Here is a 22694-nt window from a genome sequence, read left to right as displayed (position 1 = left end):
CTTACATAACTAAAAATTGCGCGTATTCTATGGGTTTTAAAGAAAAAACCTATACCCTATTAAGTGAAATTTATTGAAAATGTGACAAAGATCTCATAATTTTTTAACATTTCCCTTTTATCCTTGTAACATTTTTTTAACTATTCAAAAAATCTGACAAAAATACAGAAATTGTGCTAGAAAATAAATTTTCATTACAAAAGGCATAATAAAAAAATCCTTGCAAAGATTGACTTCGCCAAGGATTTTTAAGTTTAAAATAGATTAAGAGACAATATCTTTAGTTGTTTATGGAATAAGGAAGAGATTTAATTTTCAGAACTGTTCCATCTTCAGGTAAACGGAAATGCGTCCCTTCTTCTAAATCGTTGTTCATCACCACTTGTAACCATAAAACACCGTCAAAATTGACCGCACTTACGATCGAGCCCGTTTTACGCCAAGCCGTTTCTAACTGCATTTCAATTTCGCTGCCGATTTTCGGTGTAACAGCTGTTTCCCCTGAAAGCACATACATCCCACGTTTATTGGCACCACGATATTTTGCTCGAGCAACAGTTTCCTGCCCGATATAACACCCTTTAGTAAAAGAAATCGCTTGTTCGATAGCTTGTAGATTTAATGCCTGCGGGATAAATTCATTTTGCGTTTCCGCACTCAAGCTTGGTAAGCCCGATTGAATATCCGCACAAAGCCATTGTTTTTCATCGCCATTGAAGGTGACATCTAACGGGGTAGGATTGATCAAAATTGTGCGATTTTCATCAATATCCAAGATGATTTGTGCTTGAATTCGACCGCACTTTTCACCAATCAAGCCAACAATTTGCCAATCTAATACTTGAAAAGTCACTTTTGAAAACACGGCGTATTTTTTTAAATGCTCGAGTGGAGTAAATAAATTTTTCGGCATTAAAATCAAAAACTGCTCAGATGAAAGCTTAATTAAGCGAAACAACGAGTTCATTTTGCCTTTAGGATCGCAATGCGCGGTAAGCGTTGAAGCGCCAGCTGCTAAATGCACCACATCACACGTTAATTGGCCTTGCAGATATTTCTCCGCATCCAAGCCCGCCACTTCCACCAAATCATATTGGTTTAATGAAATAAATGTTGCCATGATTTTTCCTATTCAAGGTTTTGAATTTGCTCACGCATTTGTTCGATTAATACTTTTAATTCCACGGCAGAAGCGGTGATATCAGCATTAATGGATTTTGATGCCAACGTGTTAGATTCACGATTCAGTTCTTGCATCATAAAATCCAGTTTACGACCTACTGCCCCACCTTTTTTCAAGATGTTGTTGGTTTCTTTCACATGCATTTGCAAACGATCTAATTCTTCTGCCACATCCACGCGTTGCGCCAATAAAATCATTTCTTGTTCAACACGTTGTGGATCAAGTTGAATCTTCGCTTCTTCAAAACGTTGCAATAAACGCTCACGCTGCCATTGTAAAACTGCCGGCATTTGTGACCGCACTTTTTCGGCTTCCACGGTGATGCCATCAAGACGTTGTTGAATAATGGCTTGCAATTTTTCGCCTTCACGTCCACGCATTGCAATAAATTCCACCAACAATTCATCGAAAGCTGTCAACAAATCTTGACTGATGGCATCTAAATCTTGCTCAGTCGCTTCCACCACGCCAGGATAACGCAATACATCCGTTAAATTGATTTCGCCCTCACCTGCTTGCGCCTTAATCCATTGTAAAGATTGAATAACTTGATTCGCCAACTCTTTATTTAAATTGAGTTCAGCCGCTGCTTGTTTTTTGCTATCAATACGCAATGAACATTCAATTTTACCGCGAGTGAGATTTTGACGAAGTTTCTCACGCAAAGCATTTTCCAAGCCTCTAAATTGCTCTGGCAAGCGGAAAAAGTTTTCCAAATAACGTTGGTTAACCGAACGAATTTCCCAAACTGCATCGCCCCAATCTTTCTTGATTTCAAGGCGTGCAAAAGCTGTCATACTATAAATCATAAGCGCTCTCCTACTATTGTCTCTCGTCTTAATTGATTTGGTGGCTATTTTATCGGGAAAGTGCTGTCATTTCTACCGTACATTTTGTAGAAGAATTTTGTTTCTTCTACTTTACACACTGTAAAGATTAAAATACAATCATCGTAAATTTATTATTACAATTAAAGGAAAGTAAAATGAACAAGACTGTAGGAAGTACCTTACTTGTTGCTGGAACCATGATTGGGGCGGGGATGCTGGCAATGCCGCTCACCTCTGCAGGGATTGGCTTAACGGCGACGGTTTTCTTATTAATTGGCTTGTGGGCGGTGCTCACTTTCACCGCATTGTTATTCGTGGAACTGTATCAAACCGCTGACAGTGATGCAGGGATCGGCACACTTGCTGCACAATATTTTGGTAAAGCAGGGCGAATTATTTCCACTGCTGTTTTAATTGTCTTCTTATATGCCTTAATTGCCGCTTATGTGAGTGGTGGTGGTTCTTTATTAATGGATTTACTCCCAGCCATTGGCGATAAAGACACCATGAACAAAATCGCGGTGCTTGTATTCACGATTTTCTTCGGTAGTTTTATTGTCATCGGCACGCACAGTGTAGACAAAGTCAATCGTGTCTTATTCTTTGTGATGATTGCCACTTTTATCTTAGTACTCGCATTAATGCTACCAAACATTAAATTTGATAACTTAATGGCGATGCCCATTGATAACGCCTTAATTATTTCTGCAAGCCCTGTATTTTTCACGGCATTTGGCTTCCACGGTTCGATTCCTAGCTTAAATAAATACTTAGACGGTAATGTGAAATCCTTACGCATTGCGATTTTAGTTGGTTCTGGCATCACGTTATTTGCTTACTTTTTATGGCAGCTTTCGACGCACGGCTTACTCAGCCAAAATGAGTTCTTACAAATTTTACGCGAAGACGCCACATTAAATGGCTTAGTGAAAGCAACCTTAGAAATCACCCAAAGCCCAATTATTGCAAATGCGGTAAAAATCTTCTCCACTTTGGCGTTGGTAACCTCATTCTTAGGCGTGGCATTAGGCTTATTAGAATGTATTGAAGACTTGCTCAAGCAATCTTTTAATATTCATGCAGGACGCATTTCATTAGGTTTAATGACCTTCATTCCACCGGTACTATTCTCCCTTTTCTATCCAGAAGGTTTTATTCTCGCACTGGGTTATGCCGGTCAAATGTTTGCGTTCTACGCGGTAGTTTTACCGGTGGCATTAGTCTGGAAAGCACGCTCAATTTATCCAAACTTGCCATATCGCGTATGGGGCGGTAAAGCGTTGTTAGTGATCATATTGATGCTTGGCGTGATTATTACTTCAATTCCTTTTGCTATCCGAGCGGGTTACTTACCTTTTGTTGTAGGTTAAAATGGAATAAAAAAGACCGCACTTTTAAGGTGCGGTCTTTTTTATTTATTTTCGTATAAATGGGTGACTAACTGACCATTTAAATATTCACCGACATACACTTGGTTAACTGCAAGATTCTGTTTTTCTAACTCCGATTTAACCCATTCCTCGTCACGCCCAACGACTTCTAAAATATCGTTATCTAATTGCCCATCAATAATTAATGGGTAACGTAAATTTTCATCGCCATATTGAATAATGGAAAGTTGCCCATTTTGTTCGAGTACAGCACGTTTTACACTATTAATTTCATAAATACCGGCAGCACGTAACTTAAACATGAGATCATGAGCGGTAATACCATTTCTCATACATTCAGCCGTCTGAACCTTACCATTTAAAATGACCCAAACAGGTTTACCATCAATCAAGGATTTAACAAATTGATTATGATTTTTGATAAAACGCAGGGTAAAAATCAATAACGTCCAAAGTACGAGTACGAGAGAGAATTGGAGCACTCCAATACTATCACTATAAATTACCCCACCAATAATACCGCCCAGCACGTAATTTTGTACCTGATCCATTGCGGAGGTCGGGGCGAGATTACCTTTACCCATTAAATTGATTTGAAGTACGAGTCCAATAATACCCATGGCCAATTTCAAGCCTAATAATGTATAGCCATCCATTAGTTTTCCTCCTTATCAATAACAGTAACATTAGGGTTTACTAAGTTAATTGGGGATAAGGTATATGCGGTAAAATCATTATTAAAATGGACTTCGAAATACTGATCCCGAATATTTAAAATCATGCCGTTACTTAATGTACGGCTATTGGTACGAATATCTTCTTTCTGTAAATTTTGACTGTCTTTCACCGAATTTAAAAATGTCACCACGCGAGAGGTATCAGCTGCATAGACTTCACTTCGCTCATATTGGTTATATTGCACACCGAGCAAGAAAATGATTAATAAAAGAAAAATGATACTGAGATCACGGTATTTGGTTTGTAACCGATGACGCAAATATAAGCTTGTCACCACAAACAATGCACCTAACGAGACAAAAATGGCGATATATTTAAGATAACCTTGAAAAGACATCGCATTTTCTAAAAAAGCAAAAGAGAAAAAAGACATTTTGCATTCCTAATTTTGAAGAGAAAAACAGACTGCCAATGTAGCACAACGAAAACTGACTAGCCATTTTTATCACATAAATTAAATTCGTTTTTCCGAAAAATCCCTTTTATAATGACCGCACTTTTGAAACAAAAAGAGAAAAATATGAAAGCAATTCAGCCCGAAGATCAGGGATATTGGCTGTTCACCAAAGGATCGATGATTTATTGGCAGGAAAATGATCTGCCTTTCGGATCAGCAAAGGAACTCGGCCTCACAACACAAAAAGCAATGTTGCTCGGGAAATGGAAATCACAACCTTTATGGCTTGTGGCAGAAAATGAGCAAGATGAACGAGAATATCTTTCCTTACGAAGTTTGTTGTCCTTACTGACTGAAGATTTTCATTTATTAAGCCGAGGCGTGGAAATCAATCATTTTCTGAAAACCCACCAATTCTGCGGAAAGTGCGGCCAAAAAGCGGAACAAACCCACGATGAGCTAGCGGTTCAATGCACAAGTTGCAGCTATCGTACTTACCCAGTTATTTGCCCTTCGATCATTGTCGCCGTTCGCCGTGGCACAGAGATTTTATTAGCCAACCATAAACGCCATTACACACCAGGCAAAGCCGGTATTTACACCACGCTAGCAGGTTTTGTGGAAGTAGGTGAAACCTTCGAAGATGCCGTTCGTCGCGAAGTGTTTGAAGAAACCGGCATTCGCATTAAAAATATTCGCTATTTCGGTAGCCAACCTTGGGCATTCCCAAATTCACAAATGGTGGGTTTTTTAGCTGATTACGACAGCGGGGACATTCAACTGCAAGAAACGGAACTGCATGATGCACAATGGTTTTCTAGCGCTGCCCCCTTGCCAGAATTACCGCCAACAGGTACTATCGCACTCAAATTAATTAATGCTACGCTTGAGCTTTGCAAAGCGGAATAAAATAAATAAAGGAAAGCCCATGTCTGAATTAAAAAATGATCGTTATTTAAAAGCCTTATTACGCGAACCAGTGGATATGACCCCCGTATGGATGATGCGCCAAGCGGGGCGCTATTTGCCTGAATATAAAGCAACGCGTGCAGAAGCGGGCGATTTTATGTCTCTTTGCCGTAATGCGGATTTAGCTTGCGAAGTCACCTTACAGCCACTTCGTCGCTATGCTTTAGACGCTGCCATTTTGTTCTCAGATATTTTAACTATTCCTGATGCAATGGGCTTAGGCTTAAGTTTTGGTGCTGGTGAAGGCCCGAAATTTGCTCATCCAATTAAAAATAAAAGTGCGGTCGAAAATTTACCGATTCCTGACCCTGAAGGCGAACTTCAATATGTGATGAATGCGGTGCGCACAATTCGTCGCGAACTAAAAGGCGAAGTGCCACTGATTGGTTTCTCTGGTAGCCCGTGGACACTGGCAACGTATATGGTTGAAGGTGGTAGCAGCAAAACCTTCAATAAAATCAAAAAAATGATGTATGCCGAACCGCAAACCTTGCATCTTTTATTAGATAAAGTGGCGGATTCCGTCATTTTATATTTAAACGCGCAAATCAAAGCCGGCGCACAAGCGGTGATGGTATTTGATACTTGGGGCGGAGTGTTAGGTCATCGTGAATATTTAGACTTCTCTCTACAATATATGCATAAAATCGTCGATGGTTTAATTCGTGAACATGATGGCCGTAAAGTGCCCGTGACTTTATTTACTAAAGGCGGCGGTTTATGGTTAGAAGCCATGGCTAATACAGGCTGTGATGCGCTAGGATTAGACTGGACAGTTAATTTGGCAGATGCAAAAGCGCGTGTAGGTCATAAAGTAGCGCTACAAGGCAATATGGATCCAAGCGTGTTATATGCACCTGCAGAGCGTATTGAGCAAGAAGTGCGGTCAATTTTAGCTGATTTTGGGCAAGGCAGTGGACATGTATTTAATTTAGGTCATGGTATTCACCAAGATGTGCCGGAAAGTGCGCCAAAAATCTTCGTGGATGCTATCCATGAGTTCTCTAAAGCCTATCATAAATAAGCGAGAAGAAAATGCGAAATCCGATTCACAAGCGTCTCGAAAATGTTGAAAGCTGGCAACATCTAACCTTTATGGCCTGCTTATGCGAACGCATGGCACCGAACTTTGCCCTGTTTTGTCAAATGACAGAACAGGAGCAAGCAGAAAAGACCTATCACAACATTTTAAACTTAGTGTGGGAATTTCTAACCGTTAAAGGGGCGAAAATCAATTTCGAAAACCAATTAGAGAAGCTCGAAGAAATTATTCCTAATGTGAATGATTACGACTTCTTTGGTGTGGTGCCCGCCCTCGATGCTTGTGAAGCGTTAGGTGAATTGTTGCATGCTATTATTGCAGGCGAAACATTAGAAAAAGCGATTCAAATCAGCCAAATTTCACTAGGCACAGTTTGTTCTTTGTTAGAAACACAAGAAAATCGTGATCTTTCCGAAGCAGAACTAAAAACCCGTGAAGAAATTGAAGAAGAACTTGACCTTCAATGGCAAATCTATCGATTACTCAAAGACTGTGAAAAACGCGATGTAGACTTAATTTTATCTCTCCGAAATGAGATCAAACAGGAGGGAATCTCCAATATTGGTATAAAAATTGAGCAATAACGTGAGATTTATCACAATTTTTGCAAATCGTGCTTTTATTTCCTAGAAAGTTAGATTATCCTTTCTTAAGCCATAGTTGGTTACAGGCCTCTTACTTAACAGAGTCAAATTTTAATTTAACAAAAGGTACAAATTTATGAACAAAACAGATTTAATCGATGCAATTGCAAGTGCTGCTGAATTAAATAAAAAACAAGCTAAAGCTGCATTAGAAGCTACTTTAGCTGCTATCACTGGTAGCCTTAAAAAAGGTGAACCAGTTCAGTTAATCGGTTTTGGTACATTTAAAGTAAATAAACGTGCAGCTCGTACTGGACGTAACCCACAAACTGGTGCGGAAATCAAAATCGCAGCATCTAAAGTTCCTGCATTCGTATCTGGTAAAGCATTAAAAGACGCAATCAAATAATTTGTCTTAAAACGGACTTTAATTGAACCCTGCTTTGTCAGGGTTTTTTGTTGCCTAAATTTTAGCTTTACAATCATCATTTTGCTTATATAATTCCGAACCGAAACTTATTACGGAATATAAATAATGAAACGAAACATTCAACACCGAAATACCCAACAACGCAGACATGCCATCATGCAACTTCTGCAGGAACAAGGTGAAGTCAGTGTAGAACAGCTAGTACAGTTATTTGACACCTCTGAAGTGACGATTCGAAAAGATCTCACTGCATTAGAAAGTAATGGTTTCCTTCTTCGTAAATACGGTGGTGCAATTTTAATGCCACAAGAAATCATCGAAGAAGAACAAGATGATGAACTTTCGCAACGAAAGTTAGTCTTAGCAAAGGCTGCCGCAGAACGTATTCGTGATCACAACCGCATTATTGTGGATAGTGGCAGCACAACCGCCGCCTTGATTAAACAACTTAATCGCAAGCAAGGCTTGGTTGTGATGACGAATTCGCTTTCGGTGGCCACCGCATTACATTCACTCGAAAATGAACCGACGCTCTTAATGACGGGAGGCACTTGGGACACACGTTCCGAATCCTTCCAAGGCAATATTGCCGAGCAAGTGCTACGTTCTTATGATTTTGACCAATTATTTATTGGTGCCGATGGCATTGATTTAGAACGTGGTACAACAACATTTAATGAGCTGGTTCGCTTAAGCCAAGTGATGGCTGAAGTGTCTCGTGAAGTGATTGTGATGGTGGAATCACAAAAAATTGGCAGAAAAATGCCAAATGTGGAATTAACCTGGCAGCAAATTGATGTACTGATTACCGATAACAAATTATCTCAGGCCGACAAAGAAGCCATAATGGCGCAAGGCGTAGAAGTAATTTGTGTAGACGTGGCATAAAGTGCGGTCAGAAAAACAAGACTTTTAATTTTAGTAAATAAGGAAAAACTATGTGTGGTATTGTTGGTGCGGTAGCACAACGTGATGTAGCAGAAATTTTAATTAACGGTTTACACCGCTTAGAGTATCGTGGTTATGATTCTGCAGGTGTGGCTGTTGTGGATCCAAACCATGAATTACACCGCGTGCGCTGCTTGGGTAAAGTAAAAGCCCTTGATGAAGCAGTTGCGGTAAAACCATTAATTGGTGGTACAGGGATTGCACACACTCGTTGGGCAACTCATGGTGAACCGTCTGAGGCCAATGCTCACCCGCATACTTCGGGCAACTTTGCTGTCGTCCATAACGGCATCATCGAAAACCACGAAGAATTACGTGAATTACTAAAATCACGTGGCTATGTGTTCAATTCTCAAACCGATACCGAAGTGATCGCTCACCTTGTTAATTGGGAGATGCGTACAGCCTCAACTCTTCTTGAAGCTGTTCAAAAAACCGTAAAACAACTTACTGGCGCATACGGTATGGTGGTATTAGATCGTGAGCATCCAGAACATTTAGTTGCTGCTCGTTCAGGTAGCCCATTGGTGATTGGTTTAGGGATCGGCGAAAACTTCCTTGCATCTGACCAACTCGCGTTATTAAGCGTAACTCGTCGTTTCATCTATTTAGAAGAAGGCGATATTGCAGAAATTACACGTCGTACCGTGGATATTTACGATGCGAATGGTCAGAAAGTAGAACGTGAAGTGCACGAATCTAACCTTGAAAATGATGCGGCAGAAAAAGGTAAATTCCGCCATTTCATGCAAAAAGAAATCTATGAGCAACCAAATGCATTAATCAACACGATGGAAGGTCGTATTCTTCATAATAATGTAATTGTGGATGCTATTGGTAATGGCGCAGCAGAAATCTTAGAAAAAATTGAACACATTCAAATCGTGGCTTGTGGTACCTCATATAATGCAGGGATGACCGCTCGTTACTGGTTTGAAGCACTAGCTGGCGTGAGCTGTGATGTCGAAATCGCGTCTGAATTCCGCTATCGCAAATTTGTCACTCGCCCAAATAGCTTATTAGTAACCATCTCTCAATCAGGTGAAACGGCAGATACCCTTGCCGCACTTCGTCTTGCAAAAGAAAAAGGTTATATGGCTGCCTTAACGATCTGTAACGTATCAAGTTCATCTTTAGTGCGTGAATCGGATCTTGCCTTCATGACTCGTGCAGGCGTTGAAGTCGGTGTGGCATCAACAAAAGCCTTTACCACTCAGTTGGCCGCATTATTAATGTTAGTCACTGCAATTGGTAAAGTAAAAGGCAATATCTCAAACGAACAAGAAGTGGAAATTGTAAAAGCGTTACAATCACTTCCAGCTGAAGTTGAAAAAGCCCTTGCATTTGATAAAGACATCGAAGCGTTAGCAGAAGATTTTGCCGAGAAAAATCATGCGCTTTTCTTAGGTCGTGGTGAGTTCTACCCTATCGCTATGGAAGCTTCATTGAAATTAAAAGAAATTTCTTATATTCATGCTGAAGCTTATGCGGCGGGTGAATTAAAACATGGTCCACTCGCCTTAATCGATGCAGATATGCCGGTTATCGTGGTTGCACCAAACAATGAATTGCTTGAAAAAGTGAAATCAAACATTGAAGAGGTACGCGCACGTGGTGGTCAGCTTTATGTGTTCGCTGATAAAGAAGCGGGCTTCACACCAAGCGAAGGCATGAAAATCATCACAATGCCAAAAGTGAATGAAATTATTGCGCCAATTTTCTACACCGTTCCAATGCAATTATTGTCATACCATGTGGCATTAATTAAAGGAACCGACGTGGACCAACCTCGTAACTTAGCTAAATCGGTAACGGTAGAATAAAGTGCGGTTGAAAATTAGCACGTTTTAATACAAAAAAGCACAGGTTTAATCCTGTGCTTTTTGTTTAAATAAACCGATAACCGTTTTCTGTCACTTCCAAAATGGAGGCATAATCCTTTCGCCAATCGCCTAACACAATGCGCGTGTATGTTTCTTCCTGATGAATGGCTTCTCGATGTGTATGACCGTGAATTAATCGTTCCACGCCAAATGCTTTCACCATTTGTGCTGTAAACGCTAAATTCACATCCATGATATCCAGTGACTTATATTGTTTATCTTGTTTACTCTTCGCGCGAATTTTCTCTGCAATTTTTAACCGCACTTTTAATGGCAAACATAAAAACAATCTTTGTCGCCATTTTTGATGCACTTTTCGGCGAAATTGTTGATATTTCACATCATCAATACATAAGGTATCACCATGACAAATTAAGGTTTTTACACCATAAAGATCAACACAATGATAATCTGGCAATAAGGTTAAACCACAATCTTGTGCAAATTTTTTCCCCAGCAGAAAATCACGATTGCCATGAATGAAATAACAAGCGATGCCCTTTTCTGTTAGGTTTTTGATTTGGTGTTTGACTTGTGAGATTAAAGGTGAGGTCTCATCATCACCAATCCAAAAATCAAAAAGATCTCCCAAAATATAAACCGCTTGTGCTTCTTGCGCTTTGTTTTGCATAAAATCGTTAAAAAGTGCGGTTAATTCCGGATACGTTTCGCTCAAATGAAGATCTGCAATAAAATAAATGGGTTTCATAACTATTCCGTCATTTTTTTCATTAGATTAGCACACATTTTTGTGTAATTTGCTATACTTTCCAAAAATTTTAATTAGGTATTTTCTATGTTAAAAATCGCCAGAATTGTCATCGTTGCACTTTGTTGTATTTTAATTTGTGTGCTTGGTACGATCTATTCCTTTATTTGTTTCAGAAACCCAAGCAATGTGGGCATTATGGCTCGCTGGTTTGGACGTTTATTCCCTTTATTTGGCTTAAATGTAGAACACCGCTTTCCACAAAATAAAGAGAATATGCCGCGCTGTATTTACATCGGTAACCACCAAAATAATTTCGATATGGTGACCATCTCTTACATGGTACTTCCACGCACGGTAAGTGTGGGTAAAAAAAGCCTAATTTGGATTCCATTCTTCGGTATTTTATACTGGGTGACGGGCAATATTTTCTTAGATCGTGAAAATCGTTCTAAAGCACATAGTACCATGACTGAGCTTGCTCGCCGTATCAATAAAGATAATCTATCAATTTGGATGTTCCCTGAAGGCACACGTAGCCGTGGTCGTGGTTTATTGCCATTCAAAACAGGCGCATTCCATGCAGCGATTGCGGCTGGCGTACCAATCGTACCTGTTGTATGCTCAACAACTCACAACAAAATTGATTTAAATCGCTGGGATAACGGCAAGGTGATTTGTGAAATGATGGACCCGATTGATGTATCATCATACACAAAAGACAATGTTCGCGAACTTGCCTCTTACTGCCATGATTTAATGGAAAAACGCATTGCCGAACTCGATGCGGAAATTGCGCAAGGAAAATAATATGTTGCGTCTTTCTCGTCGCCAATTATTAAAAACTACTGCAATTTCAACCGCACTTGCTGCCACACCTCAATCGGTATTAGCGGCATCCCGTGAAAAATTAACTATTCCTCCATTGATGGAAGCAAAACGTGGCCGTCCCATTATTCTTAATATGGAAGAAACCGGCTACAAGTTAGATGGTTCCCATAGTGTCAGTGTATGGGGCTTTAACGGCAATTATCTTGGACCCACTATTCGCATCAAATCGGGTTCTTTTGCAAAACTCAATTATCACAACAATTTGCCACAAAGCATTGCTCTCTCTATTCAGGGATTACAAGCCAGTGGCGAATTATTTGGTGGCGCCGCAAAAGTCCTCAAAAAAGGGGAATCTTGGGCACCGATTATTCCAATTGACCAACCTGCTGCGACTTGTTGGTATCGCTCTGCGACCTTGGCTAACTCGGCTTATCAAACTTATCGCGGCATCGTCGGGATGTGGTTGATTGAGGATGATCAAAGCTTAAAATCTCAGCTACCTCATAAATACGGTGTGGACGATATTCCATTAATCTTACAAGACATGGAGTTTAATGGTGATGGATTGCAATTATTTAAGCAAAATCAACCGCACTTTGTCGGCAACCGCCTTCTTGTGAATGGACAAGAAGCGCCTTATCTTGAAGTCCCGCGCGGTTGGATACGTTTACGTTTACTCAATGCTTCATTAGCAAGAGCCTACGATCTCCGTTTAGATAACGAACAAGACATGTTGCTCATTGCAAGAGATTTAGGCTTTTTATCACAAGGCAAAGCGATTAACTCTCTTATTCTTGCACCAGGTGAACGAGCAGAAGTGCTAGTCAATTTAAGCGAAGGGGAAGGTGTATCACTTATTTCGGGCGTAAAACGTGGTTTCTTCGATAAAATCAAAAATGTCTTCAGTTCAGGTAATGATTTTGCCGATAACACTGTTTTAGAACTTCGTCCACTTGGTGAAATCTCTGCATTCAACAAAAAAATGAATGAGTCATTCAATACTGATGCCACGGCTATGCTCGAAAGTAAAATCGCCCAAGAACGCACCTTTGAACTAGATGTGACTAACGGCTTAATTAACAAACAACGTTTTGATCCGCGTCGAGTTGATGTTTCAGCTAAAGTCGGTACTGTCGAACGTTGGATTATCAACAGCTCGTTGCCTGTCGGTTTTACCATTCAGAGTGCAAAATTTGTTATTGAAAATCAAGATGACGTCAATATCAGTCCAACTGAACTTGTTTGGAAAGACACCGTTTGGGTGAAAAAGAAAGTACAAATTTTAGTAAAATTTGAGCAACCTTCATCAAATAGCCATCCTTTTTTATTTGGTGCATCAAATTTGATGTTAGCTGATATGGGATGTATCGGAATGATGGTTATTCAATAAAACCAACTTATTACATAAAAAGGAATCAAAAATGAAAAAATTAACCTTCTTCTTAGCAACAATATTTCCAATCTCGGCCCTGGCTGTAACCGAACAATCAAAAGACACTAAACAACAAGCTGACGAGCCTCATATTTATCTTTCTATCTTTGATAGAACCCAAATGCCCTCAGTCGATTTACATAAAAAAGAAATTTCTCGTTCTAATAAAAATGAGAAAGTATGTTGGATTGCAACAGGACATTTCAGAAAAACTGTCAATGTCACTGAAACATTCAAAGCACAGGCTAAAAGTCAAATGGAGTTCAATGACGCGACTAATGGACAAATAACATCATCCCCTAATAAAAAAACTCACAGCATTAGTTATACTGCCAAACCGTTAGAAAATGGAAAATATGTAACAAATTGCTGGGAATTCGGTCGATGGGACCCTACCGGTAAATATGTACTTACTGTAAAAATTGGAAAACATGAATTTGAAAAACAAGTTTTCTATGTAACTGAGTAATTAAAAATATCCAAAAATGACTGCACTTTAAATGGTAATATTTGGTAACTTAAGTCTAAAAAGCCGCCTGAAATTCAATTTTCAGGCGGTCTTTGTTTATTCTAAGAACGATGACAAACCAACTCATTATTCAAGGAGCAAAACTTGAATCAAGTACAACAAATATTTGATTATGCTGCCAAACAATATGCTACGCAGCCAGAATATCTTTGGTCGAAATTTCCAGAATATGCAATCTTGCGTCATGGCAATGGTAAAGGAAAATGGTATGCACTTATCGGCAAAATTACGAAGATTAGATTGGGTTTACAAGAAGAAGGCACAACAGATTTCATCAATCTCAAATGTCCACCCGATATGGTAAGCATCTTACAGCAATCACCTAATTTCTTACCCGCTTACCATATGAACAAAACCCATTGGCTAACGATTGTGTTAGATCATGGCGTAGAAACCGAAGAAATCTTTAAGTTGTTGGATTGGAGTTACGACTTAACAAAGTAGAAGAATTTAAAAACACCTAAAAATCTGACCGCACTTTTGCTTTTCTTTACTTTAGTCACGGCTAGTAAGATAATGAATGAAAACTATTATCAAAATACAAGCATTGAGTTTGATTCAATAAGGAGATAACCATGGCAATGAATAGACGTAATTTTTTAAGAATGAGCGCAGCACTTACGGCAGCGAGCATGTCGCCTTCTCTCTTTGCAGCAACAAAAGAACAATTTACCATTTATGGCGCACCAGCGATGCCAAGTGTGACTATTGCGGTGGCTGCGGCACAAGGTAAATTAGCCAAACAAGCGGATGTCGCATTAGAGATTTGGCGTTCGCCTGATCAACTGCGTGCGGGTGTGGCAAGTGGGCAATTTAAAGTGATGATGAGCCCAAGTAATGTGGGCGTAAATTTACGTAATCAAGGGCAACAAGTTGGCATGGTGAATATTCTCACCAATGGCATTACGCAGTTGATGTGTAAAGGTGGCGCCATTACTTCACCGCAAGAATTGGTGGGTAAAAAAATCCTTGTGCCATTTAAAAACGATATGCCTGACATCGTATTGCAAGCTTTACTGAAAAAACTAAATATTGATATTAATAAAGTGGATATCACCTATGCCGCCACACCAACGGAAGCGATTGGTTTGTTTTTACTGAAAGATTTCCATGCGGCAATCTTGCCAGAACCAATGGCGAGTGCCGTTGTGCAGAAAGCTAAAATTGTCGGTACGGAGATTGTGCGTGGGTTTGACTTAGTGAAAGAATGGGGACAAGCGTTTAACACCAAACCACTTATTCCAATGGCAGGCATTATTGCCAATGAAGAATACTTCCACGCACATAAGGCAGAGTTTGATCTATTCCATCAAGATTTAAGCGATGCATTAAACTGGATTATGGCTAACCGAAAAAGTGCGGCTGAAATTGGTGCCAATTATCTGCCAGCACCAGAAGCCGCTATTGAAATGGGCTTAGACGGTGCGCGCTTAACGGTGACCAAAGCCAGTGAACTGAAGAATGAAATCATGCAATTCTATGAAACCTTGATGGAGTTCAATCCAAAACTCTTAGGTGGTAAATTGCCGGATGATAAATTCTTCTTGGCTTAATTTGAAACTGAATCACAACACATGATTAAAACTGACAAAATCCGTAAACCACAACCTGTCCTGTTTTACATTATCGACTATCTCTGGAGTGGCTTTACTGGCTTGAGTGTGGCGATGATGGTTGTTGCCTTGTGGGCTTGGGGCAGCGCAGTATTTGGTGAATTTATGCTGCCTGCTCCCGCGGATGTTTTTCAAAAAGCCCTTGAGCTGCTCGAACATTTCCAACAAAACGAAATCGGCATTTCGTTGTGGCGTTCTGTGGTGGGTATTACCATTGCATTAGTCGCTGGCTTAGCCGCAGGACTGATTGCAGGTAGCTTTAAAACCGCTATGGCATTGCTCAAACCCGTGATTACGATTTTGTTAGCCATGCCGCCAATCATTTGGGTCGTGATGGCCTTATTTTGGTTTGGCTTTGGCAATCCTAGCGTGCTATTTACCATTATCGTATTAGTCGCCCCGCTGACCTTTGCCAGCGCTGCTATGGGCATGGCAAGTGTAAACAAACAACATGAAGAATTGTTTGATGCTTACAAACTCGGATTGTGGAAAAAAATCCGCTATTTGTATGTTCCCCATCTCACAGGATATGTGATTTCCAGCATTGGCGTCGCGGTTGCCATGGGTGTGAAAGTGGTGATTATGGCAGAGCTTTTGGGTGCCAATGAGGGTGTGGGTGCAAAAATTGCCGATGCCAGAGCGATGTTAGATACGTCAACAGTAATGGCTTATGTGTTGTTGGTGATTGTGTTTGTTTCCCTCTTTGAATATTTGATTACCAAGCCATTGGAAATCCTGTTTATGCCGTGGAGAAGATAATGCTGAGTTTAAAGAATGTGCGTTTTGAAATTCTCCGCGATCCCATCGTTCGCGATTTCAGTATGGATTTACAATCGGGTGAAGTGAAAACTTTATTCGGTCCAAGCGGTTGTGGTAAAACCACTGTGCTGCGTTTGATTTCAGGTTTGGAAACGCCAAAATCGGGTGAAATCAAGAATACATTTCGTAAAACGGGCTTTCTGTTTCAAGAAAATCGTCTATTGGAAAATCTCACGGCTATGCAGAATATCGCCATTTTTATGGATGAACCAAATGAACATGAAATCATTACGCTGGCAGAAAAGATCGGACTTTCCTCTGGGGATTTGAATAAATACCCGACCGAATTATCGGGCGGTATGGCAAAACGCGTGGCATTTTTGCGTCTATTACTATGCGGCTGTGATTTAGCCTTATTGGACGAACCTTTTGTCGGTTTAGATCGCGATTTACGTGATATTTTAGCTGCGATGTTAGTGGAAAAAATTGAGCAACAAGGTATGGCTTGTATTTTAGTTACACACGATCGTTTTGAAGCAGCTCGATTAAGCCGAGAGATTATGCAACTTTCTCCAAAAGGGATGGATGTACAAAATGTGATTACTTTGCCAACGCCATTATCCGAACGCAATTCAGCCTTTGAAGAAACCGTAGTCGCACGCGAATTTCAAGGAATCCATTATTATGAATAATTTCTTTACCCATCCGATGCGACCCTTTTTTGTTGGTGCAGCCATTCTTGCGATTATTGGTGCCTTGAGCTTTTTCATCAACCCCGATGATCTCATCCTACACCGCAAAATTTTCTTAGAATTTATGCTGCCAGCCGCATACGGCGGCTTTCTGACAGCTTCCATGCTTGAATGGACAAATTACAAAGGCAATTTAAAACCTATTGCGACGATTTTAGCGGTACTCTTACTTACGGGATTGATGTTATTGCCATTTTCCCCGCAAACCGCCTCGTTTTTAGTGGCTGCTTATTGGCTCGCGTTGTTACTCTTTTGTGCTTGGCTGTTTTGGTTGGATCGCAATACCGACAATTTTACTTTACTGATGTTACTTGCGGCATTTATGGTTTGTCAGACTGCTTACGCCATGACTGATAGCCTGAAATTATTGCGGGCACAGGTGCATTTGAATATGGCGGCAGTGATGTTTGTATCAATTCGAGTCAGCATTCTATTAGGCGCAGAGGCACTGAAAGAAAGCACCTTAAAAGATCCTGTATTTATCCCAAATGTCGTGTATAAAAATATTGCAATTACATTCTTGCTGCTCCATACCGCAGCAGAGCTTTGGTTGCCTGCGCAAACAGCCACTTTTACTGCTTTTGCCGTTGGCTTTATCTTGCTGGCCAAGTTACGCGAATTACATCATCACGAACTGCTACGTAAACATTACGTACGCACTTATTATTTCCTTCAACTGTTCGCCGCAATTGGCTATTTGTGGATGGGCATCAATAAATTAATTGATGAACCTACTGCCGATCCATTACACATGGTGACACTCGGCGGCATTCTCGGCAGTATGATGATGATTTGGCTCACCGCGGGATTATGGCATAGTGGTTTTACGAAACTGGATTACCCAAAACTCTGTCGCCTTGCCGTGCTTTGTCTTTTCACGGCGGCGCTTTCCCGGGCTTGTTTAATGTATGTGGACGAGCTGTTTTTTATCACGATTCCCGCTATTTTAATTGCCATTGTGTTTGTGCTGTATCTCGCAACCTTTGTGCCGATATTCCGAAACAATGCCTTTACGGATGATCCGGAATAATGACCAATCCGCACATCCACGTGCGGATTTTTGATATTTTTTAGACCGCACTTAATAGGCTTTTAATTGGGCCATGGCTTTACAATCTGCAGCTTGATGATCATATTCAGTAATTAAACTCTGTAAGAAATGTTTAATTTCAGTCAGTTCGGCAATTTTTTCTTCGACTGAAACCAAATGTTTTGCCAACATACTATCCACTTCACAATGTTGAGATTGCTGCGTTTTCAACGCATTAAAAAATTTAATTTCGGCCAAGCTAAAATCTAATGCCCGGCAGGTTTTAATAAATTTTAATTGCTTCAAACTAGCTTCATCATAATCTCGATAACCATTTGCCAGCCGTTTAGGCTCTGGCATTAACCCCATTTTTTCATAATACCGAATCGTTTCTAAATGAATACCGCTTTGTTTGCTCAATTCGTGAATCTTCATCTTGTTAAAATTAAGCCTTGACCTTGTAGTTACTACGGGCTTTATACTTTATCCCAAGTTAATCAAATAGACAATAAGGAGCCGTATGTCCGAACATCATTCCCATGAACATCATGATCATTCATCTCATGAGCATATTCCACAGGATAAAAAAATCTTAGCGCTCAGTTTTGCCATCATTACTGGCTTTATGATTGTCGAATTTATTGGTGGCTATTGGTTTAACAGCTTGGCACTCATGGCTGATGCGGGACACATGGCAAATGATAGTTTATCGTTATTTTTAGCCTTGCTAGCGTTGTTTCTATCTACTCAAAAACAAAGATACATTGCCCTACTTAATAGCAGCTCATTGATTGTTGTGGCATTGATGATTTTAGTTGAAGCCATTCAACGCTGGCAAAATCCCATCGAGATGATGGCATTACCAATGCTTGGGGTTGCCTCTCTCGGATTATTGGTGAATCTTTTCGTTGCAAAGATCATGTTGAACAGCGATCATGATAATCCCAATATCAAAGCGGCGTATCTCCATGTACTGACCGATTTATTCGGTTCCATTATTGCTATGCTTTCGGGGCTAAGCGCCTATTTACTTGGATGGTTATGGGTTGATCCGCTAGCAAGTATGATATTAAGTGTGCTGGTATTAAAAAGTGGAATCGGAGCGTTCCGCTTGGTATTAAAAAACACTTAAAAAACTAACCGCACTTTGGTTTGATATTTCCAAAGTGCGGTCAATTTTCAGCGATTATTTCCACTCGCCTCGCTCTACAATAATGCCAACATTACTTGCTTGAGCAACCGCTCTGGGTTTGCTTAATTTGAGGCGTATCCATGAAATACCAAAACGTTGTTGTAATTGCTCTGCCACTTCATAAGCCACTCGCTCAATCAATAAAAATGGCTTAGCTTGGACATAATCTAAAATAAATTGGCTCACTTCGGCATAATTGAGGCAGTATTGCACATCATCCATCTCTGCGGCTTTTTGACAATCCCATGCCATTTCCAAATCAAAAACAAGCTTTTGTTTGATTTGTTGCTCCCAGTCATACACGCCAATTTGTGCGAAGACGACTAATTCTTCAATAAAAATTCGATCCATCTCTCATTCCTGTAAAAATATAGTGGGCTTATGCTATCAAGTTTGGTTAAAATAACGAACAAGTTTTTCAAATACAATCAAGATTGTGGAGCACAAAATGAGCCTATTTGCCCTTTTTTATATGATTTTTGCTTATTTGCTGGGTTCGATTTCCAGTGCAATTTTGATTTGTAAAATAGCAGGCTTGCCTGACCCACGAAAAAACGGATCTCATAACCCTGGTGCAACCAATGTATTGCGTATTGGCGGACGTTGGGCGGCTCTCGCAGTATTAATTTGCGATATTTTAAAAGGGATGTTACCCGTTTGGGCGGGTTATTATTTAGGCCTCACACAATTTGAATTAGGCATGGTTGCATTAGGCGCGTGCTTAGGGCACATCTTCCCCATTTTCTTTCAATTTAAAGGCGGGAAAGGTGTAGCAACCGCATTCGGTGCCATTGCGCCAATCTCTTGGGGCGTTGCCGGTTCAACATTAGGCACTTGGTTATTGGTCTTCTTAATTAGCCGTTATTCCTCATTAAGCGCTGTCATTACGGCACTTCTCGTGCCATTTTATGTTTGGTGGCTTAAACCTGAATTTACTTTCCCCGTTGCCTTAGTTTGCTGCTTGCTGATTTATCGCCACCACGACAACATTCAGCGCTTATGGCGCGGCCAAGAAGATAAGATGTGGGGCAAATCCAAAAAGAAATAAAGAAAAAAACCTGTCGATAATCGACAGGTTTTCTTTTTATCAAAACAGCTTAGAAATCAACCGCACTTTTAAGTTTTTTCAATGCGTTGGCTTCAAGCTGACGAATACGTTCTGCAGACACATTATATTTTGCTGCCAGATCGTGAAGGGTTGCTTTCTCATCATCTAACCAACGTGCTTTGATAATCTCTTGGCTACGTTCATCAAGATTTGCTAAGGCTGTACCTAATTTTTCTGTGGCTTGTTCTTCAAAGTTTTCACTTTCAAGTTCTGCAGCAAAGTTTGAGCTTTTATCTTCTAAATATAAAGAAGGTACATAAGCTTCGTCATCATCGTCTGTTGGCAAATCAAAGCCCACATCTGCCCCTGTCATACGGGATTCCATTTCGATGACATCTTCTTTTGACACGCCAAGCTCATTCGCCACCATATCCACTTCGTTTTCATTGAACCAACCTAAACGCTGTTTAGTTTTACGTAGGTTAAAGAACAATTTACGTTGTGCTTTTGTAGTAGCGACTTTCACAATACGCCAATTACGAAGGACATATTCGTGGATTTCGGCTTTGATCCAGTGCACAGCAAAAGACACAAGGCGAACGCCCACTTCCGGATTAAAACGTTTTACCGCTTTCATTAATCCGATATTACCTTCTTGAATTAAATCTGCTTGTGGCAATCCATAACCTGAATAACCACGCGCAACATGAATAACAAAACGTAAGTGTGATAAAACTAATTTTTTCGCTGCTTCAATATCACCGTCATAATACAAACGTTCTGCTAAGCTTTTTTCTTCCTCTGCAGTTAGCATCGGATATTCGTTTGCTGCTCGAATATAACCTTCGATGCTACCTTGAGGTACTAACATCATTTGAGTTTCTTTATTCATTCTTCTCCTCACAGCATGCGGAGCTAAGCCCCGACTCATTACTTATTTGTTATTGTATAACAACTATTGTCATTATACCTCAATTTGTTTTATTTGACAGTTTTTAACGATTAAAAGTTCAAATGAATCACTGAAAATTTTCCAAATCACTTTAATGGAACAAGCGAATAAACGACATCCTCTGCCACAACCTTAAACAATAGATCAATATTCGGGTGTTTTCCAGGGTTTTGTTTCGCATCTTCAACATGTTCTGCAAACCATTCAATGCCTTGTTGTGCGGAAGTGCGGTCTAATTTTCCGTTAAATTTTTCTGCTAACGCATTATAAAGACGGAGTGAGCCAAGCTTACCTGGTGCGGCAGGAATATGATGAATCACTGTTTCACCATTTAATACGTCTAAACCTGTTAGATGATCAATGGTGGGTAAAGTCTCTAAAATGTCTTTAAAATTCATGATTGCTTTCCTCTATAAATTAACTAATGGCTTGCTCTGAATTCACTTCACCATTCGCGCCCATAAAGCGCACTTCTGGCTGTAAATACACACCAAATTTATCCGCCACGGTTTGACGGATATGATGTGCTAGCTTCACAACATCCTGACCTGTGGCATTACCTTTATTAATCAGTACTAAAGCTTGTTGTTGATGAACAGCCGCACCACCAATTTGAAAACCTTTTAAATGGGATTGATCGATTAACCAACCCGCAGCAAGTTTCACAGAGCCGTCCGGTTGTGGAAAGTGCGGTAGATTTTCGACCTGTTTTTGGATTTTTGCAAATTGCTCTGCACTCACCACAGGATTTTTGAAGAAACTGCCCGCGTTGCCAAATTCTTTTGGATCCGGCAATTTACTGCGGCGAATATGGCACACCTCATAAAACACTTGTTTTGCCGTTACAGTTTGAGGATCAAAATTCACTAATGAGCCATATTTTAAAATAGGTTGCCAATTTTTGGTTAATTTCAATCCAACTGCTGTAATCACATAACCTTGTGCATAACGATGTTTAAAAATACTTTCACGGTAACCAAATTCACATTCGTTAGCCTGTAAGCGGAATTGTTCGCCTGAGTTGAGATTCAACACATCGACATAATTACACACATCTTTAAATTCTACACCGTACGCACCAATATTTTGAATCGGTGCAGAGCCGGCACAGCCTGGAATAAGTGCGAGATTTTCTAAACCATTAATTCCCTGTGAAAGCGACCATTCCACTAACTGATGCCAATTTTCGCCACCATTAACATGCAAATAATGGTAATCGCTATCTTCCGTATGCTGAATACCCGATAAACGGTTAACAATCACCATTCCTTGGAAATCTTCTAAAAACAGCATATTGCTGCCTTGACCTAAAAATAAGACAGGTAGCTTTTCAGCTTGTGCTTTTTGCCAAGCTTGTTGGATTTGTTCAATCGATGTGGCTTCAATAATTTCACGTGCATTTGCCGGAATATTGAAGGTGTGAAACGGTTGTAAACTTTGCATTAACTTTCC

The 22694-nt window shown here is 40.1% G+C and carries 27 protein-coding genes; 17 read left to right on the top strand and 10 right to left on the bottom strand.

All coding sequences use genetic code 11. From position 1 onward, the window contains the following. Positions 1 to 280: 280 nt before the first annotated feature. Both HMPREF3263_RS06485 and HMPREF3263_RS06480 read right to left on the bottom strand, forming a co-directional pair. Positions 281 to 1120, bottom strand: coding sequence for a CAF17-like 4Fe-4S cluster assembly/insertion protein YgfZ (locus HMPREF3263_RS06485; RefSeq protein WP_005698307.1), 840 nt, complete (start codon positions 1118 to 1120; stop codon positions 281 to 283). Between the two features lie 8 nt (positions 1121 to 1128). Then, positions 1129 to 1992: a YicC/YloC family endoribonuclease gene (locus HMPREF3263_RS06480; RefSeq protein ID WP_005698326.1), complete on the bottom strand. Its 864-nt coding sequence runs from the start codon at positions 1990 to 1992 to the stop codon at positions 1129 to 1131. A gap of 176 nt (positions 1993 to 2168) precedes the next feature. On the opposite strand from HMPREF3263_RS06480, the gene HMPREF3263_RS06475 reads away from it, so the two are divergent. Beyond that, complete coding sequence (locus tag HMPREF3263_RS06475; RefSeq protein WP_005698320.1) at positions 2169 to 3383, top strand: aromatic amino acid transporter; 1215 nt, start codon at positions 2169 to 2171, stop codon at positions 3381 to 3383. 41 nt (positions 3384 to 3424) lie between these two features. Here the strand turns inward: HMPREF3263_RS06475 and HMPREF3263_RS06470 are convergent, their stop codons facing one another. Then, a complete protein-coding gene (locus tag HMPREF3263_RS06470) occupies positions 3425 to 4060 on the bottom strand; it encodes a DUF421 domain-containing protein (protein WP_005697329.1) in 636 nt (211 codons plus the stop codon). Continuing rightward, complete coding sequence (locus HMPREF3263_RS06465) at positions 4060 to 4515, bottom strand: DUF3290 family protein (RefSeq protein ID WP_005697351.1); 456 nt, start codon at positions 4513 to 4515, stop codon at positions 4060 to 4062. The genes HMPREF3263_RS06470 and HMPREF3263_RS06465 overlap by 1 nt, the downstream gene beginning before the upstream one ends. A 147-nt stretch (positions 4516 to 4662) precedes the next feature. Between HMPREF3263_RS06465 and nudC the strand changes: the two genes are divergently transcribed. The 6 genes from nudC to glmS all read left to right on the top strand — a co-directional run bounded on the left by nudC (position 4663) and on the right by glmS (position 10335). Continuing rightward, positions 4663 to 5448 carry an NAD(+) diphosphatase gene (gene nudC / locus HMPREF3263_RS06460; protein WP_032803903.1) on the top strand — a complete coding sequence of 262 codons (786 nt, stop codon included), beginning with the start codon at positions 4663 to 4665 and terminating at the stop codon, positions 5446 to 5448. Positions 5449 to 5467: 19 nt separating this feature from the next. Beyond that, positions 5468 to 6532: a uroporphyrinogen decarboxylase gene (hemE, locus tag HMPREF3263_RS06455; protein WP_005697338.1), complete on the top strand. Its 1065-nt coding sequence runs from the start codon at positions 5468 to 5470 to the stop codon at positions 6530 to 6532. 11 nt (positions 6533 to 6543) lie between these two features. After that, on the top strand, positions 6544 to 7134 hold the full coding sequence (locus tag HMPREF3263_RS06450) for a YjaG family protein (protein ID WP_032803901.1): 591 nt from the start codon (positions 6544 to 6546) through the stop codon (positions 7132 to 7134). A 136-nt stretch (positions 7135 to 7270) separates the two neighbouring features. After that, a complete protein-coding gene (locus tag HMPREF3263_RS06445; protein WP_005696943.1) occupies positions 7271 to 7543 on the top strand; it encodes an HU family DNA-binding protein in 273 nt (90 codons plus the stop codon). Between the two features lie 126 nt (positions 7544 to 7669). Further along, positions 7670 to 8452, top strand: coding sequence for a DeoR/GlpR family DNA-binding transcription regulator (locus HMPREF3263_RS06440; protein ID WP_005697343.1), 783 nt, complete (start codon positions 7670 to 7672; stop codon positions 8450 to 8452). A 50-nt stretch (positions 8453 to 8502) separates the two neighbouring features. Further along, positions 8503 to 10335, top strand: coding sequence for a glutamine--fructose-6-phosphate transaminase (isomerizing) (gene glmS, locus HMPREF3263_RS06435; protein WP_005697352.1), 1833 nt, complete (start codon positions 8503 to 8505; stop codon positions 10333 to 10335). Positions 10336 to 10399: 64 nt separating this feature from the next. On the opposite strand, the gene lpxH is transcribed toward glmS, so the two are convergent. Beyond that, on the bottom strand, positions 10400 to 11104 hold the full coding sequence (gene lpxH / locus HMPREF3263_RS06430; protein WP_005697334.1) for a UDP-2,3-diacylglucosamine diphosphatase: 705 nt from the start codon (positions 11102 to 11104) through the stop codon (positions 10400 to 10402). Positions 11105 to 11191: 87 nt separating this feature from the next. Here lpxH and HMPREF3263_RS06425 point away from each other — a divergent pair, with 87 nt between their 5' ends. The 8 genes from HMPREF3263_RS06425 to HMPREF3263_RS06390 all read left to right on the top strand — a co-directional run bounded on the left by HMPREF3263_RS06425 (position 11192) and on the right by HMPREF3263_RS06390 (position 18050). After that, complete coding sequence (locus HMPREF3263_RS06425; RefSeq protein WP_005697324.1) at positions 11192 to 11914, top strand: 1-acylglycerol-3-phosphate O-acyltransferase; 723 nt, start codon at positions 11192 to 11194, stop codon at positions 11912 to 11914. 1 nt (position 11915) lies between these two features. Continuing rightward, a complete protein-coding gene (locus HMPREF3263_RS06420) occupies positions 11916 to 13325 on the top strand; it encodes a multicopper oxidase domain-containing protein (RefSeq protein ID WP_070853105.1) in 1410 nt (469 codons plus the stop codon). Between the two features lie 31 nt (positions 13326 to 13356). Continuing rightward, on the top strand, positions 13357 to 13836 hold the full coding sequence (locus tag HMPREF3263_RS06415) for a hypothetical protein (RefSeq protein ID WP_005697318.1): 480 nt from the start codon (positions 13357 to 13359) through the stop codon (positions 13834 to 13836). A gap of 144 nt (positions 13837 to 13980) precedes the next feature. Continuing rightward, the gene (locus HMPREF3263_RS06410; protein ID WP_005696951.1) at positions 13981 to 14340 is read left to right on the top strand and encodes an MmcQ/YjbR family DNA-binding protein; all 360 of its coding nucleotides are present in this window, start codon (positions 13981 to 13983) and stop codon (positions 14338 to 14340) included. 131 nt (positions 14341 to 14471) lie between these two features. Then, positions 14472 to 15449 (top strand): ABC transporter substrate-binding protein, encoded by a 978-nt coding sequence (locus tag HMPREF3263_RS06405; RefSeq protein WP_070853104.1) that lies wholly within the window; start codon positions 14472 to 14474, stop codon positions 15447 to 15449. Between the two features lie 21 nt (positions 15450 to 15470). Next, positions 15471 to 16268, top strand: a complete 798-nt coding sequence (locus HMPREF3263_RS06400) for an ABC transporter permease (RefSeq protein ID WP_005697337.1) — start codon at positions 15471 to 15473, stop codon at positions 16266 to 16268. Then, positions 16268 to 16960, top strand: coding sequence for an ATP-binding cassette domain-containing protein (locus HMPREF3263_RS06395; RefSeq protein WP_005697331.1), 693 nt, complete (start codon positions 16268 to 16270; stop codon positions 16958 to 16960). Before HMPREF3263_RS06400 ends, HMPREF3263_RS06395 begins: the two co-directional genes overlap by 1 nt. Beyond that, the gene (locus tag HMPREF3263_RS06390) at positions 16953 to 18050 is read left to right on the top strand and encodes an NnrS family protein (protein WP_005697315.1); all 1098 of its coding nucleotides are present in this window, start codon (positions 16953 to 16955) and stop codon (positions 18048 to 18050) included. Before HMPREF3263_RS06395 ends, HMPREF3263_RS06390 begins: the two co-directional genes overlap by 8 nt. Positions 18051 to 18101: 51 nt before the next feature. Here HMPREF3263_RS06390 and HMPREF3263_RS06385 read toward each other — a convergent pair whose 3' ends face one another. Further along, positions 18102 to 18485 (bottom strand): MerR family transcriptional regulator, encoded by a 384-nt coding sequence (locus HMPREF3263_RS06385; protein ID WP_005697341.1) that lies wholly within the window; start codon positions 18483 to 18485, stop codon positions 18102 to 18104. An 85-nt stretch (positions 18486 to 18570) separates the two neighbouring features. Between HMPREF3263_RS06385 and HMPREF3263_RS06380 the strand changes: the two genes are divergently transcribed. Continuing rightward, positions 18571 to 19182, top strand: coding sequence for a cation diffusion facilitator family transporter (locus HMPREF3263_RS06380; protein ID WP_005697319.1), 612 nt, complete (start codon positions 18571 to 18573; stop codon positions 19180 to 19182). A 54-nt stretch (positions 19183 to 19236) separates the two neighbouring features. Here the strand turns inward: HMPREF3263_RS06380 and folB are convergent, their stop codons facing one another. Next, positions 19237 to 19593, bottom strand: a complete 357-nt coding sequence (folB, locus tag HMPREF3263_RS06375; protein ID WP_005697339.1) for a dihydroneopterin aldolase — start codon at positions 19591 to 19593, stop codon at positions 19237 to 19239. A gap of 97 nt (positions 19594 to 19690) precedes the next feature. Here folB and plsY point away from each other — a divergent pair, with 97 nt between their 5' ends. Beyond that, positions 19691 to 20290, top strand: a complete 600-nt coding sequence (plsY, locus tag HMPREF3263_RS06370) for a glycerol-3-phosphate 1-O-acyltransferase PlsY (RefSeq protein WP_005697345.1) — start codon at positions 19691 to 19693, stop codon at positions 20288 to 20290. A gap of 49 nt (positions 20291 to 20339) precedes the next feature. Here plsY and rpoH read toward each other — a convergent pair whose 3' ends face one another. The 3 genes from rpoH to murB form a co-directional block, all read right to left on the bottom strand. After that, a complete protein-coding gene (gene rpoH / locus HMPREF3263_RS06365; RefSeq protein WP_005697336.1) occupies positions 20340 to 21182 on the bottom strand; it encodes an RNA polymerase sigma factor RpoH in 843 nt (280 codons plus the stop codon). 146 nt (positions 21183 to 21328) lie between these two features. Then, entirely contained in the window at positions 21329 to 21640 is a 312-nt protein-coding gene (locus HMPREF3263_RS06360) for a DUF2322 family protein (protein WP_005697354.1), read from the bottom strand. A 19-nt stretch (positions 21641 to 21659) separates the two neighbouring features. Continuing rightward, positions 21660 to 22685 (bottom strand): UDP-N-acetylmuramate dehydrogenase, encoded by a 1026-nt coding sequence (gene murB, locus HMPREF3263_RS06355; RefSeq protein WP_005697332.1) that lies wholly within the window; start codon positions 22683 to 22685, stop codon positions 21660 to 21662. Positions 22686 to 22694: the final 9 nt, after the last annotated feature.

The organism is Haemophilus sp. HMSC61B11, assembly GCF_001838615.1.
GTDB classification, from domain to species: Bacteria; Pseudomonadota; Gammaproteobacteria; order Enterobacterales; family Pasteurellaceae; genus Haemophilus_D; species Haemophilus_D parainfluenzae_AD.
This window is presented reverse-complemented; position numbering and strand designations above follow the sequence as displayed.

Coding starts and splice junctions, on each gene's coding strand:
- HMPREF3263_RS06485 (WP_005698307.1), bottom strand. CDS start 1,120: ATGGCAACATTTATTTCATTAAACCAATATGATTTGGTGGAAGTGGCG.
- HMPREF3263_RS06480 (WP_005698326.1), bottom strand. CDS start 1,992: ATGATTTATAGTATGACAGCTTTTGCACGCCTTGAAATCAAGAAAGAT.
- HMPREF3263_RS06475 (WP_005698320.1), top strand. CDS start 2,169: ATGAACAAGACTGTAGGAAGTACCTTACTTGTTGCTGGAACCATGATT.
- HMPREF3263_RS06470 (WP_005697329.1), bottom strand. CDS start 4,060: ATGGATGGCTATACATTATTAGGCTTGAAATTGGCCATGGGTATTATT.
- HMPREF3263_RS06465 (WP_005697351.1), bottom strand. CDS start 4,515: ATGTCTTTTTTCTCTTTTGCTTTTTTAGAAAATGCGATGTCTTTTCAA.
- nudC (WP_032803903.1), top strand. CDS start 4,663: ATGAAAGCAATTCAGCCCGAAGATCAGGGATATTGGCTGTTCACCAAA.
- hemE (WP_005697338.1), top strand. CDS start 5,468: ATGTCTGAATTAAAAAATGATCGTTATTTAAAAGCCTTATTACGCGAA.
- HMPREF3263_RS06450 (WP_032803901.1), top strand. CDS start 6,544: ATGCGAAATCCGATTCACAAGCGTCTCGAAAATGTTGAAAGCTGGCAA.
- HMPREF3263_RS06445 (WP_005696943.1), top strand. CDS start 7,271: ATGAACAAAACAGATTTAATCGATGCAATTGCAAGTGCTGCTGAATTA.
- HMPREF3263_RS06440 (WP_005697343.1), top strand. CDS start 7,670: ATGAAACGAAACATTCAACACCGAAATACCCAACAACGCAGACATGCC.
- glmS (WP_005697352.1), top strand. CDS start 8,503: ATGTGTGGTATTGTTGGTGCGGTAGCACAACGTGATGTAGCAGAAATT.
- lpxH (WP_005697334.1), bottom strand. CDS start 11,104: ATGAAACCCATTTATTTTATTGCAGATCTTCATTTGAGCGAAACGTAT.
- HMPREF3263_RS06425 (WP_005697324.1), top strand. CDS start 11,192: ATGTTAAAAATCGCCAGAATTGTCATCGTTGCACTTTGTTGTATTTTA.
- HMPREF3263_RS06420 (WP_070853105.1), top strand. CDS start 11,916: ATGTTGCGTCTTTCTCGTCGCCAATTATTAAAAACTACTGCAATTTCA.
- HMPREF3263_RS06415 (WP_005697318.1), top strand. CDS start 13,357: ATGAAAAAATTAACCTTCTTCTTAGCAACAATATTTCCAATCTCGGCC.
- HMPREF3263_RS06405 (WP_070853104.1), top strand. CDS start 14,472: ATGGCAATGAATAGACGTAATTTTTTAAGAATGAGCGCAGCACTTACG.
- HMPREF3263_RS06400 (WP_005697337.1), top strand. CDS start 15,471: ATGATTAAAACTGACAAAATCCGTAAACCACAACCTGTCCTGTTTTAC.
- HMPREF3263_RS06395 (WP_005697331.1), top strand. CDS start 16,268: ATGCTGAGTTTAAAGAATGTGCGTTTTGAAATTCTCCGCGATCCCATC.
- HMPREF3263_RS06390 (WP_005697315.1), top strand. CDS start 16,953: ATGAATAATTTCTTTACCCATCCGATGCGACCCTTTTTTGTTGGTGCA.
- HMPREF3263_RS06385 (WP_005697341.1), bottom strand. CDS start 18,485: ATGAAGATTCACGAATTGAGCAAACAAAGCGGTATTCATTTAGAAACG.
- HMPREF3263_RS06380 (WP_005697319.1), top strand. CDS start 18,571: ATGTCCGAACATCATTCCCATGAACATCATGATCATTCATCTCATGAG.
- folB (WP_005697339.1), bottom strand. CDS start 19,593: ATGGATCGAATTTTTATTGAAGAATTAGTCGTCTTCGCACAAATTGGC.
- plsY (WP_005697345.1), top strand. CDS start 19,691: ATGAGCCTATTTGCCCTTTTTTATATGATTTTTGCTTATTTGCTGGGT.
- rpoH (WP_005697336.1), bottom strand. CDS start 21,182: ATGAATAAAGAAACTCAAATGATGTTAGTACCTCAAGGTAGCATCGAA.
- HMPREF3263_RS06360 (WP_005697354.1), bottom strand. CDS start 21,640: ATGAATTTTAAAGACATTTTAGAGACTTTACCCACCATTGATCATCTA.
- murB (WP_005697332.1), bottom strand. CDS start 22,685: ATGCAAAGTTTACAACCGTTTCACACCTTCAATATTCCGGCAAATGCA.